General features: G+C 67.9%; 11 protein-coding genes and 1 pseudogene. 5 read left to right on the forward strand and 7 right to left on the reverse strand.

Annotated features, from left to right (window positions below; all coding sequences use genetic code 11):
- The first annotated feature begins 563 nt into the window (after positions 1 to 563).
- The gene (locus G3I71_RS09725; RefSeq protein WP_164313561.1) at positions 564 to 1,424 is read left to right on the forward strand and encodes a C40 family peptidase; all 861 of its coding nucleotides are present in this window, start codon (positions 564 to 566) and stop codon (positions 1,422 to 1,424) included.
- 173 nt (positions 1,425 to 1,597) lie between these two features.
- Positions 1,598 to 1,963: pseudogene (locus G3I71_RS09730) on the forward strand (peptide deformylase); the annotation flags it as partial.
- A 51-nt stretch (positions 1,964 to 2,014) separates the two neighbouring features.
- Here the strand turns inward: G3I71_RS09730 and G3I71_RS09735 are convergent.
- Positions 2,015 to 3,298 carry a geranylgeranyl reductase family protein gene (locus G3I71_RS09735; RefSeq protein WP_164313562.1) on the reverse strand — a complete coding sequence of 428 codons (1,284 nt, stop codon included), beginning with the start codon at positions 3,296 to 3,298 and terminating at the stop codon, positions 2,015 to 2,017.
- Between the two features lie 99 nt (positions 3,299 to 3,397).
- Between G3I71_RS09735 and G3I71_RS09740 the strand changes: the two genes are divergently transcribed.
- Both G3I71_RS09740 and G3I71_RS09745 read left to right on the forward strand, forming a co-directional pair.
- Positions 3,398 to 3,904 (forward strand): GNAT family N-acetyltransferase, encoded by a 507-nt coding sequence (locus G3I71_RS09740; RefSeq protein WP_164313563.1) that lies wholly within the window; start codon positions 3,398 to 3,400, stop codon positions 3,902 to 3,904.
- A 154-nt stretch (positions 3,905 to 4,058) separates the two neighbouring features.
- Entirely contained in the window at positions 4,059 to 4,397 is a 339-nt protein-coding gene (locus tag G3I71_RS09745) for a PASTA domain-containing protein (protein ID WP_164313564.1), read from the forward strand.
- Positions 4,398 to 4,437: 40 nt separating this feature from the next.
- On the opposite strand, the gene G3I71_RS09750 is transcribed toward G3I71_RS09745, so the two are convergent.
- The 4 genes from G3I71_RS09750 to G3I71_RS09765 form a co-directional block, all read right to left on the reverse strand.
- Positions 4,438 to 5,133, reverse strand: a complete 696-nt coding sequence (locus G3I71_RS09750) for a demethylmenaquinone methyltransferase (protein ID WP_164313565.1) — start codon at positions 5,131 to 5,133, stop codon at positions 4,438 to 4,440.
- A 103-nt stretch (positions 5,134 to 5,236) separates the two neighbouring features.
- The gene (locus tag G3I71_RS09755) at positions 5,237 to 6,628 is read right to left on the reverse strand and encodes an acyltransferase (protein ID WP_164313566.1); all 1,392 of its coding nucleotides are present in this window, start codon (positions 6,626 to 6,628) and stop codon (positions 5,237 to 5,239) included.
- On the reverse strand, positions 6,628 to 9,045 hold the full coding sequence (locus G3I71_RS09760) for a bifunctional polysaccharide deacetylase/glycosyltransferase family 2 protein (RefSeq protein WP_164313567.1): 2,418 nt from the start codon (positions 9,043 to 9,045) through the stop codon (positions 6,628 to 6,630). The genes G3I71_RS09755 and G3I71_RS09760 overlap by 1 nt, the downstream gene beginning before the upstream one ends.
- A gap of 17 nt (positions 9,046 to 9,062) precedes the next feature.
- Positions 9,063 to 9,527 carry a hypothetical protein gene (locus G3I71_RS09765; RefSeq protein ID WP_164313568.1) on the reverse strand — a complete coding sequence of 155 codons (465 nt, stop codon included), beginning with the start codon at positions 9,525 to 9,527 and terminating at the stop codon, positions 9,063 to 9,065.
- Positions 9,528 to 9,926: 399 nt separating this feature from the next.
- On the opposite strand from G3I71_RS09765, the gene G3I71_RS09770 reads away from it, so the two are divergent.
- Entirely contained in the window at positions 9,927 to 10,976 is a 1,050-nt protein-coding gene (locus tag G3I71_RS09770; protein WP_164313569.1) for a chitinase, read from the forward strand.
- Positions 10,977 to 11,087: 111 nt separating this feature from the next.
- Here the strand turns inward: G3I71_RS09770 and G3I71_RS09775 are convergent, their stop codons facing one another.
- Positions 11,088 to 11,534: a hypothetical protein gene (locus G3I71_RS09775; protein ID WP_164313570.1), complete on the reverse strand. Its 447-nt coding sequence runs from the start codon at positions 11,532 to 11,534 to the stop codon at positions 11,088 to 11,090.
- Positions 11,535 to 11,573: 39 nt separating this feature from the next.
- Positions 11,574 to 12,767 (reverse strand): cyclic dehypoxanthinyl futalosine synthase, encoded by a 1,194-nt coding sequence (mqnC, locus tag G3I71_RS09780; protein ID WP_164313754.1) that lies wholly within the window; start codon positions 12,765 to 12,767, stop codon positions 11,574 to 11,576.
- Between the last annotated feature and the right edge of the window lie 11 nt (positions 12,768 to 12,778).

Genomic DNA, 12,778 nt, shown 5'->3' on the forward strand with positions numbered 1-12,778 from the left:
GATCTGCGACACGGGGTATTACCGAACCTTTGTGATCTCCACCACCTGACGAAGGATCATGAAGACGGATGAGCGGTGATCTTCACACTCGAAGCGTCCACGTGATCACCAGAGGTGACATTTTCTCCGGTCGCCGCAGGTCACAAGGGCGTCTCAATATCAAGAGACTTCTCTTGCATGCAAATTGGAGATGGACGGGGCTGCTTGATAGTGGGGCGCGTTCACACATCGGAGGGAGCCCCACGGCGAATGTGGACGCACTGACGTGCGTGCACGCGTTCACGAGCGACGGCGATCGGCGATTCCCTCGCGGGACGCACCCCGACCGGTGACCGTTCCGTGACCTGCGCCACACCAGTGAGGGCCCGTGAAGATCGGGGGTTGGCCACGGACCGCAACCGATGGTAGGCAGCGGGCAATTGGTGCGTACCGATGAAAGTGCATGATCACAGGCATGATCACCCATGTCCGCAATGCCCGTTACGGCGTCAATAAAGAGTGACAGTCCAGGAATTTGAGGGCTCGATTGAACAACTGTGGCGCACCACACGTTTCTTGAAGGTATGGAGGAGTCGCTGGTACCGCTAGTACCCATGTCCCACACCGCTACCGCTCACATACGAAGCCACCGGAAGCCCCGGCGTGCCGGCACCTCGTCGCTGGCGATACGCGCCGGAGTCGCCGGTGGCGTTCTCAGCACCCTGGCAGTGGCGGGTGCGTCCGGTGCGGCGTACGCCGCCGAGTCCGGGCCGCAGACCATCGAACTGCCCACCCTCACGGCCGACCTGGCCACTCAGATCGCCGAGTCCGCGGACGCCACGCAGCTGGCCGCCGCGAACTACGAGCTCGCTGCCGAGCGTGACGCCGCGGCCGCCAAGGCGGCTCAGGAGGCCAGGAAGGACCTCGCGGAGGCGAAGCAGAAGGCGGAGGCCAAGGAGAAGGCCGAGGCCGCTCGCAAGGCCGCTGCGGAGGCCGCTGTCTCCCGCTCCGCCGAGCGCGCCACGCTGGCCGCCTCCAGCTCCAGCTCCAGCTCCGCCTCGGAGACGACGCAGGTGGCCGCCCCCGCGAGTGGCAGCGTCGCGACCGTCATCGCCTTCCTCAACGCGCAGTTGGGCGACGCCTACGTCATGGGCGCCACCGGCCCCAACGCGTGGGACTGCTCCTCCCTGGTCCAGGCCGCGTTCAAGCAGGTCGGCGTGGATCTTCCCCGGGTCTCGCAGGACCAGTCGATGCAGGGCACCGAGGTCTCCCTGTCGAACCTCGAGGTCGGCGACATCCTGTACTGGGGTGCGAAGGGTTCGGCGTACCACGTGGCGGTGTACGTGGGTAACGGCCAGTACCTGGACGCGGCCAACCCGTCCAAGGGCGTCGTCGTCCAGGATCTCTCCGGGTACCCGGCGTCGGGCGCGGTGCGCGTTCTCTGAGCGAGCAGTTGTAGGGATTCACGTGCGAGGGTCGTTGCCGCTGGTGGGCAGCGACCCTCGACCCTTCTCCCCCCTCCCCCGCCTTTCTGCGCTGTCCAGCCCCTGCGGGGGATGGCTGTGTGAGGCTGAAGCCTCAGTGCTTCCTCGGCACTCAACACAGCAGAAGGGCAGACGAAGATGACGGTGTCCGACATGTCGGACACCTCGTCAACCCGGTGCTGGAGCCGCTCGACGCCGGCGACCGGCGCCTCCTCGACGAGGGCGAGGGGTGCCTGTCCGTGCCGGGGGCCGTGATGGACGTACCCCGCCCGGATCGTGCCGTCGTGCGCGGGCTCGACCAGGACGGGAACGCGCTTGTCGTCGAGGGGACGGGGTACTTCGCCCGGTGTCTGGAGCACGAGACGGACCATGTGAACGGGCGCGTGTATCTGGACCGGCTCTCCAAGCGGGAGCGGAAGGACGCGCTGCGGCAGGTGGCGGACCGTCGCGAGGCGGTGTTCGCGCGACGGGCCGCCAAGCAGGAGGCCCTCACCCCCTGAGAGGCCTTCACCCTCTGAGATGGCCTCGCCCCCTGAGGAGGTCTCCGCCGATCACGCCTTCGGGGCCACCTTGCTCAGGCCGTTGATGATCCGGTCCATCGCGTCGCCGCCCGTCGGGTCGGTGAGGTTGGCCAGCATCTTCAGGGCGAACTTCATCAACAGGGGGTGGGTCAGGCCGCGATCGGCCGCGATCTTCATGATCTTCGGGTTGCCGATGAGCTTCACGAAGGCGCGGCCGAGCGTGTAGTAGCCGCCGTAGGTGTCCTTGAGCACGCGCGGGTAACGCTGGAGTGCGATCTCCCGCTGGGCCGGTGTGGCCCGCGCGTGGGCCTGGACGATGACGTCGGCGGCGATCTGGCCGGATTCCATGGCGTAGGCGATGCCCTCGCCGTTGAAGGGGTTCACCATGCCGCCGGCGTCTCCGACGAGCAGCAGGCCCTTCGTGTAGTGGGGCTGCCGGTTGAAGGCCATGGGGAGGGCGGCGCCGCGGATCGGGCCGGTCATGTTGTCGGGGGTGTAGCCCCACTCCTCCGGCATCGACGCACACCAGGCCTTCAGCACCTCGCGCCAGTCCAGTTCCTTGAAGGAGTCCGAGGTGTTGAGCACCCCGAGACCGACGTTCGAGGTGCCGTCGCCCATGCCGAAGATCCAGCCGTAGCCGGGGAGCAGGCGGTCCTCGGACCCTCGCCGGTCCCAGAGTTCCAGCCAGGACTCCAGGTAGTCGTCCTCGTGGCGCGGAGAGGTGAAGTACGTACGGACCGCGACGCCCATCGGGCGGTCCTCGCGGCGGTGCAGGCCCATCGCCAGGGACAGGCGGGTGGAGTTGCCGTCGGCGGCGACCACCAGCGGGGCGTGGAAGGTGACCTCGCGCTTGTCCTCACCGAGTTTCGCGTGCACGCCGGTGATGCGGCCGGTGCGGTCGTCGGTGATCGGGGCGCCGACGTTGCAGCGTTCGTACAGTCGCGCGCCCGCCTTCTGGGCCTGGCGGGCGAGCTGTTCGTCGAAGTCGTCGCGCTTGCGGACGAGGCCGTAGTCGGGGAAGGAGGCGAGTTCCGGCCAGTCGAGCTGGAGGCGGACGCCGCCGCCGATGATGCGGAGGCCCTTGTTCCGCAGCCAGCCGGCCTCCTCGGAGATGTCGATGCCCATCGCGACGAGCTGCTTGGTCGCCCGGGGCGTGAGGCCGTCGCCGCAGACCTTTTCGCGCGGGAAGCTGGTCTTCTCCAGCAGCAGTACGTCGAGTCCGGCCTTCGCCAGGTAGTAGGCCGTGGTGGAACCGGCTGGCCCGGCCCCGACGACAATCACATCGGCGGTGTTTTCGGAGAGGGGCTCGGTCACGACGGGTTCTCCCCAAGACTCTCAAATCTGCGTGCCGACAGGCACTGGACATGGGCAGTCTATTCAGCAGTACTGATCACCCGGCTGAAGGGCTGCCCCGTGAACCGAGCGCTCCCCGCAGTACGCCTCCGTGTTCCCACCGACGAGGACGCCTTCGCCTGGCACCGGGTCTTCGACGACCCCGATGTCATGGAGTTCCACGGGGGCAGGTCGGCGGAACTGTCCGTCTACGAGGAACTCACCGCCCGCCAACGCCGGCACGACGCCGAGTACGGGTTCTGCCTGTGGACCATGCTCGACGAGTCGGACCAGGTCATCGGCTTCACGGGCGCCCAACCGTGGCCGCAGGACTGGGGCCCCAAGGGGGAGATCGAGATCGGCTGGCGGCTCGGACGGGCTTACTGGGGCCAGGGGTACGCCACCGCGGCGGCCGGGCTGACGCTGGACAGAGTGCGCTCTGCGGGCGTCTCCAGCGTGGTCGCGATGGTCGTCTCCCGCAACGAGCGGTCCATCGCGGTCACCCGGCGGCTTGGCATGCGGCTCACCGACGTCTTCACGACGCCGACGCTGGAGCAGGAGGGGCACTGCTACCGGCTTGATCTGTAGCCGACTTGATCGGTAACCAGGTTGATCGGTAACCAGGTTGATCTGCGGCCACAGTCAATTACAGACGGTAGTAATTCGGCGCAGAAAAACACTTAGCGCTTCCGGGCGGTACGTGGCCGGGGTTACCCTGCCCGTACCGCTGGGGGTGACGTCTGTGCACAGAACACCCAACACACCCGATGTGCGCGTACCGAAACTCGTCGGCCTGATGGCCATGGACGCGCGCGAGAGGGCCAGGGCACACGGGGTGCTTCTCGCCGCGCCCGACCGGCCCGAGTTCCAGCTCACCGTCGTCGACCACGTCGTACGGCAGTATCCGCCGCCCGGCGTCGCGATACCGCGCGGTGCAGTCGTCACCGTGTGGTTCGACTTCGGGGAGGGAGACGGCGGCGGGGGCGCGGGGGTACGCGAGCCACGGGTGCCGAAGCCGCCCAGGGGCGGGCTGGAGCGCGAACTGGACCGGCCCGGGGACGCGTTCGAGGTGATCAGATGACCGGCAGGGAACAGGCGATCAGGGAGAGGACCGGCGACGGCTACGGCTGCTTGAAGCCTCGGTGCAGGGCCACGACGCCGCCCGTGAGGTTGCGCCAGGCCGTCTTCGACCAACCCGCCTCGCGCAGCAGTTCGGCCAGGGCCGGCTGGTCGGGCCAGGCGCGGATGGACTCGGCGAGGTAGACGTACGCGTCGGGGTTCGAGGACACCGCGCGGGCGACCGGGGGCAGGGCGCGCATCAGGTACTCCGTGTACACCGTGCGGAAGGGCGCCCAGGTCGGGTGCGAGAACTCGCAGATCACGACCCGTCCGCCGGGGCGCGTGACCCGGTACAGCTCGCGCAGCGCCGCGCCCGTGTCCTGGACGTTGCGCAGCCCGAAGGAGATCGTCACCGCGTCGAAGGTGTCGTCCTTGAAGGGCAGCTTGGTGGCGTCGCCCGCCGTGAAGGGCAGCCAGGGGTGGTTCCGCTTGCCGACCCTGAGCATGCCGAGGGAGAAGTCGCAGGGGACGACGTACGCGCCCGTGCGGGCGAAGGGGAGGGAGGACGTGGCCGTACCGGCGGCCAGGTCGAGGATCTTCTGCGCCGGGCGGGCGTCGACCGCCTTCGCGACCTCCTTGCGCCACACGCGGTCCTGGCCGAGCGACAGCACGTCGTTCGTGAGGTCGTACCGTTCCGCCACGTCGTCGAACATCGAGGCGACTTCGTGCGGCTGCTTGTTCAGGGATGCGCGGGTCACGTGCCCATTGTGGCAGTACGTACGTCACGGCCTCCCGGCGGCACGGGTGCGGGCCGGGCGTACCTGAAGCGCCCGGCCCTCGCCACACCAGTCTGTCGGCCGCCTACGGCAGCAGTTTCGGCTTCTTCTTGGCGGCGACGTCCTCCACCCAGCCGCACAGCAGGATGAACACGGCGATCAGGATCCAGCCGATGCCGAACATGAACCACTGGCTGTCCAGCGGCAGGTACTTCTCGAAGGCCGGGACGTTCCAGAACTGGTCGATCAGCGGGACGGCCAGGATCAGCGCGATCTCGTGCCAGAGGTAGAGCGTGACGGCGCGCGCGTTGAAGATCGTCACGATCCGGTCGAGCCGCTTGTGGCGGGTGAGCCCAGCGAAGTCGATCTCGAAGTGCGCCTTCGCGTACATCAGCAGCGTCACGAAGCCCGCCGACCAGAACGCCTGCGCGAGCGGGATGTCGTCGAGGTCGTAGGAGCCCGTCTCGGCCTGGTGGGTGAAGGCGTACCAGCCGCCGAAGCCGATGGCGGCCAGGGAGAGGAGGACCACCAGCGCCGGCTTGAGGCGCTGCAGGACGCCCTCGCGGTGCGCGAAGCCGAGGACCCAGCAGAAGAGGAAGGTGGCCAGGTCGGTGAGGCCGTTGCCGAAGCGGTTGTCCGGGGGCTCCCAGAGGTAGTGGAGCACCACGATCGGGGCCAGGGAGAGGAGCAGGACGGCCACGGGAGCGAGGCGGAACGTCCGCAGCAGGAGCGGCGAGAGCAGGACGAACCAGAGGTACGTACGCAGGTACCAGAGGATCTCCCAGGCCTGCATGCCCCAGGCGTTGCCCGGCGGGTCGCCGAGCGGTACCACCCAGAAGACGATCTGCCAGCCCGGCATCCAGTCGTGGACCATCATCGCGACGATCACGAAGAAGCCCCAGAACCAGAAGGGGGGCAGGAGCCGGCGGACCCGGCTCTTGATCACCATGAGCGCGGGGCGTTCCAGGGACTTCGCCATCAGCGTGCCGGCGAGGGCGAACATGATCCCCATGGAGGGGAACACCATGCCGGCCCAGGCCCACCCGAAGGTGTGGTACGTGACGACCCGGACCAGGGCGACGGCCCGGAGGGTGTCGAAGTAGCGGTCGCGACCCGCCGGTTTCTTCGCCTTCGGCGCGGCTTCGGGCTCGGACTCGGACTCGGGCGTGATCTCCGGCTCGGACTCCGGAAGAGCCGTCTCCGGAAGAACCGTCTCCTTGGTGTCGTTGACGTCGGGCGTCACGTACCCCTGTTCGCCATAGCCGACTTGCCCGTAGTCGACCTGGCCGTAGTCGACCTGACCGTGATCGACATGGCCGTAATCGACGTACTGCTGGGGGTACGGCTCCTGCGGGTACGGCTGTTGGGTGGGATACGGCTGTTGCCCGTGCTCGTATCCATAGCCGTATCCGTAGCCGTAGTTGTTGCCGTAGGCATGGTTCTGGCCGTAGCCCTGCTGATCCGTCCCCCAGCTCATCAGTTCGCCCCCGCCGGGGTGCCGACCTCGCCCGTGCGCTTCAGTTTCTGCCAGCGCAGGCGACCGCCGGTGAGGGCGGTGATGCAGGAGTGGATGAGGACGAGGTACATCATCTGGCGGTACGCCAGTTGCTGCAGCGGCATCATCAGCAGGTAGCGGTACTTCTCACGGTCCAGGCGGAACGCGTAGGCGGCGCAGACGAGTTGGATGCCCAGCACCGCGAGCCATGCCAGCAGGGCCGCCTGGAAGTCGATGAAGATCATCGAGTAGGCCGTGAAGACGTCGATCAGCGGGGCGAAGACCGGCGTGATGATCTGGAAGATGACCACCAACGGCATGCCCACGCGGCCGAAGCGGCCCGAAGGACCCTTGTCCGTCAGGGACTTGCGGTGCTTCCAGAGGGCCTGCATGGTGCCGTACGACCAGCGGTAGCGCTGCGACCACAGCTGCTTGAGCGAGGCGGGCGCCTCCGTCCAGGCCCTGGCGTGCTCCTGGTAGACGACCCGCCAGCCCGCGCGGTGCATCGCGATGGTGATGTCGGTGTCCTCGGCGAGCGTGTCCTCGCTCATGCCGCCGACCTCCAGGACCGCGTCGCGACGGAACGCGCCGATCGCGCCGGGGATGGTGGGCATGCAGCGCAGCAGGTCGTACATGCGGCGGTCGAGGTTGAAGCCCATCACGTACTCGATGTGCTGCCAGGCGCCGATGATCGTGTTGCGGTTGCCGACCTTGGCGTTGCCCGCGACCGCGCCGACCTCGGGGTCGGCGAAGGGCTGCACGAGCTGGTGGACTGCGTCCGGTTCGAAGACGGTGTCGCCGTCCATCATCACGACGATGTCGTAACTGGCGCTGCGTACACCGTTGTTGAGAGCGGCCGGCTTGCCCGCGTTCTCCTGGCGGATGACCCGGACGTTCGTCATGCCGAAGGAGAGGGCCGCGTCGCGTGCGATCTGGGACGTGTTGTCGTCCGAGCCGTCGTCGACGACGATGATCTCGATCGGGTGGGTGCTCTTCGCCAGCGACTCAAGGGTGTTGGCGATGCATTCCTTCTCGTTGTACGCGGGCACGATCACGGTCACCGGCCTGGTGACCGTCGGTCCCCAGCTGAACTTGCCGCCCTTGCCGCGTTTCCGGTTGCGTTGCCGGTAGTGGCGGCGGGCGAGGATCAGCATCATCCCGAACCGGCCCATGACGGCGAATCCGACGACCGCGAGTCCGGTCGCCAGCCCCGGTACGGCCCATTCGGCGACCGCCACGGCCCCGATGAGGGCCTTGCCCTCGTAGAGGGTCGCGCCGGTGGCGGTGCGGTGGGCTGCCTGGAGGAGGCTCGACGTTCCCGCGCCTCCCTGGCCGTTGCCCGCCTGCCCGTTGCCGAGCTGGCCGTTGCCCTGCTGCCCGTTGCCCGGCTGGCCGGTCGGCGCGCCTCCGGGCTGCTGGCCCGCGGCGGCACCCGCACCCGTACCCGCGCCTGTCCCCGCACCCGTACCCGTCGTACCCGTACCGGTGGCCGTCTGCCGCGCGCTCGACGCCTGCTGCTGGATCGCGCCGCTGATGGTGGTGAAGGTGTAGCCCGCCGCCTTCATCTTCTTGATGTACGTCGGCAGCGCCTTTATCGTCTGCGAGCGCTCGCCGCCCGCGTCGTGGAAGAGCACCGAGGCGCCCTTGCCGTCCTCCGGCGTGGCCCACTTGATGATGTTCGAGACGCCGGGCCGCTTCCAGTCGTCGCTGTCGGTGTCGACGAAGACGCTGGTGTAGCCCTCCTCGCCGAGCTTCTTGTAGACGGGCCAGCTGTAGTTGTCGATGGCGTCCGCCTCCGACGAGTACGGCGCCCGGAACAGCGTCGTCGTGATGCCGGCCGCGCCCGCCAGCGCGAGCTGCGTCTGCTGCATCTCGCGGTTGACGCGGGCGTCGCTCTGGTAGGAGAGGTCGACGTGCGTGAAGGTGTGGATGCCGATCTCGTTGCCCTGTTCGACCGCCGTCTCCACGATGTCCGGGTAGCGCGACACCATCGAGCCGACCACGAAGAACGTGCCGGGGACGTCGTACTCCTCAAGGATCTTCAGGACCTGGGGCGTCCAGGTGGGGTTCGGACCGTCGTCGAAGGTGAGCGCGATGGTCTTCTCCGGCACGGACTGGGTCACGGCCTGCCCGTTGCGGAAGCTGAGGATCGGCCCGCCGTCGATGACCTTGTCGGGTACGTCGTTCGAGCTGGCCCCGGTGCGTACGCGCTGGTCGCCGCCGACCTCCGCGCGCAGATAGCCGTCGAGCAGCATCACGCTGGTCAGCGCGAGCAGAAGCAGCATGGCGAGGATGACTCGCGGCTTCTGCAGCGCCGCGGCCTTGCCGGCGGCCCGCTGCACCTTCGAGGGAGCGCGCCTGCGGCCGCGCGAGGTGCGCGAGGTGGTCGTCGTAGTCATGGGTGGCTGCGTTCCCGTCAGTTGGCGTCCGCGGAGGCGGACGCGGTGGCGGTCGCGGTCGGTGCCGAAGCGGGCGGCTCGCCCGTGGCAACGCCCGCCGGCGGGATGCCGGTGGGCAGGGCGGGCGGGGTGGCGGCTCCGGTGGGAGCGCCCGACGGGGCCGCTCCGAAGCCGCCCTGCGGCTGCTGGTTGCTGCCCGGCCCCTGGTTGCCGCCGCGGGCCCCGCCGCCGAAAGGCAGCAGCGAGGACGGAGTGAGCGACGTGCCCCAGCCCATGAAGGCCATGCCGAGCACGACGGCATACCCAACACAGGCGACACCGAGGAAGGTGCCGAACCGGCGCAGCAGTCTCGCCCGGCGGCCGGAGGTGTCGACGAACACGGGACCGTCCGCGGCCCCGTTGGACCCGTCGGACCCCTTGCCGCTCTTACGGCGACGGCCGCGGCCGGCGGCACGGTTTTCGATGTCAGACTCGGAATGCATTCCCCGGACATTAGGAGGGCTTTATGTGACCGAAACTCTGGTTCTCATGTGAGACGCCCATGAGAAACTCCTTAACCTGTGCATCTTCTGAGAGTTTCCCCGGAAGCCTGCGCAACCCGCCCCGAATACAAAGGGGCTGATTGTCCCGCTTGTTTGCCCCATTCACGCCCTTCGCGGTGCGCTGTCCATGAGCACGCTGTGAGTTCACTGTCCTCATGAAGGACAGTCTCGTGTGAGACCTTTCCATCTCGGATCCACCCCGGATCCACTACAGAACTGTTACGGAACCAGTTCGGAACCACACTCCGTTTCCGTCCCGACACGGATATCACGCGAATATCACTCAGACATCACCAACAAATAACTGAGATAGAAATCACGAGAGCGGGTGCATGCGCGATGAGGCGTTTCCTTGGGTCGGCCGCCGGATTCACATGTCTGGTGGCACTGACCTGCGCCGGGTGCTCATCCGGCTCGGACAGCGACACGGACAGCGGCTCCGACGCCGCGTCCGCGACCCCTTCCGAACAGGCCCGGTCGAGCGCCTCGCCCTCGGCGAGCACCGCCTCGACCACCGAGTACGCCCCGTACGTCAGCGCCACCGACGCGAACGACAACGACAGCGCGGGCTCACCGACGGCGTACAACCTGGCGTTCGTGATCTCGGACGGTACGACCTGTACGCCGAAGTGGAACGGTACGACGGCTATCGGCGACTCGGCCGTCAAGTCCCGCATAGCGAAGCTCGCGGCGACCGGCGGCTCGGTCCGGGTGTCCTTCGGCGGCGCCTCCGGCAAGGAGCTGGCCGAGGTCTGCGACAGTGCGTCCGCGCTGGCCAAGGCCTACGGCGCGGCCCTGGACGCCGCCGGTTCGACGCAGGCCGACTTCGACGTCGAGGGCGACACGCTCACCGACTCCGCCTCCGTCGAGCTGCGTTCGAAGGCGATCGCCCTGCTGCAGAAGGACCGCACCGACCTGAGCGTCTCCTTCACTCTGCCCGTGATGCCGAGCGGCCTCGACGACGACAGCGTGGCCCTGCTCGACTCGGCCAACAACAACTCCGTGCAGGTGTCCACCGTCAACATCATGACGATGAACTACAGCAGCGACTACAAGGACGACATGGGTCAGTACGCGCTCACGTCAGCCGCGGCGACCCATGATCAACTCGCCGACATCTTCGGGCTGTCGGAGGAGGGCGCGTGGCAGGGGATGGCGTTGACGTCGATGATCGGTGTGAATGACGTCGACAACGAGACGTTCTCTTTGGCGGACGCGGCGGAAGTGCGGGCGTTCGCGGAGGAGAAGGGGGTTGCCTGGGTGTCCATGTGGTCGACGTTCCGGGATCAGGAGTGTGAGGAGGGGGTTGCGGCGTCTGATGATGCGGCGACCAATTGCAGTGGGGTTTCTCAGGATGCGGGGGCTTTTGGGGTGGCGTTTTCGGGGTGAGTGGGGTTGAGGGGGATTAAGAGGGGTTGTTTGTCGGGTGCGGGGCGGTGGGGGCTTGTCGCGCCCACGCGGCGGAGCCGCACAATGTCACGGCCCCACGCCCTCAACCGCTCACCGGCGTCTGTGGATCAGGCGTCCTGCGCAGACCGTTGCCAGGCACTGCCCGCCCTCGTCGAACACCGCCAGGTCGGCTCGCTCCCCCTCCACGATCGCCGGAGTCCGTGTCCGCGTCAGTACGACGACCTCGTTGCGTTCGGCGGCTGACCGGAGGTCGGGTGAGGTGGCGTACTCCTCCAGTACCGCCACCGCGCCTCCCTTCAGCACGGCGTGCACGCGTTCTCGCGGGCTCGGGGCGTCCGGGAGTGGGCCCTCGTGGACGAGTCCGGGGCCCAGGACACCGGGCCAGCGCCGCACCCGTGCTCCCGGGAACCGCTCCGCCACCTCGGTCAGCGGGCCCACGGCGGCGACCCGGTTGCCGTCGACCGCGACGGCGCCGTCCGTCAACGGGTCCGCGTCCCAGCCGATCCGGAGTTCATCGGCGGCATGAATCGTCAGCACAGGAAGGCCAGTTGGTAGGTTGACGGGTTGACGGGTTGATCAGTTGCTGGCGAGGAGCTTCAGCTCGGGGTGGGCCGTGCCGCCCTCGATCGCGGTGGACGAGATGTGGGACATGACGCGCTCGTCGACCGGGTCGTTCGCCGGGTCGTCGTGGACGACGATGTGCTCGTACGTCGTGGTCCGCTGGGCGGGGACGCGGCCCGCCCTGCGGATCAGGTCGATGATCTCCATACGGTTGGAGCGGTGCTTGGCGCCCGCGGCGGAGACGACGTTCTCCTCCAGCATGATCGAGCCGAGGTCGTCCGCGCCGTAGTGCAGGGACAGTTGGCCGGCCTCCTTGCCCGTGGTGAGCCACGAGCCCTGGATGTGGGCGATGTTGTCCATGAAGAGACGCGCGATGGCGATCATGCGCAGGTACTCGAAGATCGTGGCGTGCGTACGGCCCTTGAGGTGGTTGTTCTCGGGCTGGTAGGTGTACGGGATGAAGGCGCGGAAGCCGCCCGTCCGGTCCTGTACGTCACGGATCATCCGCAGGTGCTCGATGCGCTCGGCGTTGGTCTCGCCGGTGCCCATGAGCATGGTGGACGTCGATTCGACGCCCAGCCCGTGCGCGGTCTCCATGATCTCCAGCCAGCGTTCGCCGGACTCCTTGAGGGGCGCGATGGCCTTGCGGGGGCGCTCGGGAAGGAGTTCGGCGCCGGCGCCGGCGAAGGAGTCGAGACCGGCCTCGTGGATACGGGTGATCGCCTCCTCGACGGACACCTTCGAGATCCGGGCCATGTGCTCGACCTCGCTCGCCCCCAGGCTGTGGATGACGAGCTGCGGGAACTCGGCCTTGATCGCGGCGAAGTGCTTCTCGTAGTACTCGACGCCGTAGTCCGGGTGGTGGCCGCCCTGGAACATGATCTGCGTACCGCCGAGTTCGACGGTCTCCGCGCAGCGGCGCAGGATGTCGTCGAGGTCGCGGGTCCAGCCCTTGGCCGTGTCCTTGGGGGCGGCGTAGAAGGCGCAGAACTTGCACGCCGTGACGCACACGTTCGTGTAGTTGATGTTGCGCTCGATGATGTACGTCGCGATGTGCTCCGTACCCGCGTAACGACGGCGGCGTACGGCGTCGGCGGCCGAGCCGAGGGCGTGCAGCGGGGCGTCCCGGTAGAGGTGGAGCGCCTCTTCGGGGGTGATCCGTCCGCCCGCGGCGGCACGGTCGAGGACAGCTGTGACATCAAACGACATATGGTCGGCGT

The organism is Streptomyces sp. SID12501 (assembly GCF_010550245.1).
In the GTDB taxonomy this organism is placed as follows: domain Bacteria; phylum Actinomycetota; class Actinomycetes; order Streptomycetales; family Streptomycetaceae; genus Streptomyces.

Bases quoted from the DNA above. Each gene is read 5' to 3' on its own strand.
- G3I71_RS09755 (WP_164313566.1), bottom strand. From the start codon at position 6,628: ATGAGCTGGGGGACGGATCAGCAGGGCTACGGCCAGAACCATGCCTAC.
- G3I71_RS09765 (WP_164313568.1), bottom strand. From the start codon at position 9,527: ATGCATTCCGAGTCTGACATCGAAAACCGTGCCGCCGGCCGCGGCCGT.
- G3I71_RS09760 (WP_164313567.1), bottom strand. From the start codon at position 9,045: ATGACTACGACGACCACCTCGCGCACCTCGCGCGGCCGCAGGCGCGCT.
- mqnC (WP_164313754.1), bottom strand. From the start codon at position 12,767: ATGTCGTTTGATGTCACAGCTGTCCTCGACCGTGCCGCCGCGGGCGGA.
- G3I71_RS09770 (WP_164313569.1), top strand. From the start codon at position 9,927: ATGAGGCGTTTCCTTGGGTCGGCCGCCGGATTCACATGTCTGGTGGCA.
- G3I71_RS09725 (WP_164313561.1), top strand. From the start codon at position 564: ATGGAGGAGTCGCTGGTACCGCTAGTACCCATGTCCCACACCGCTACC.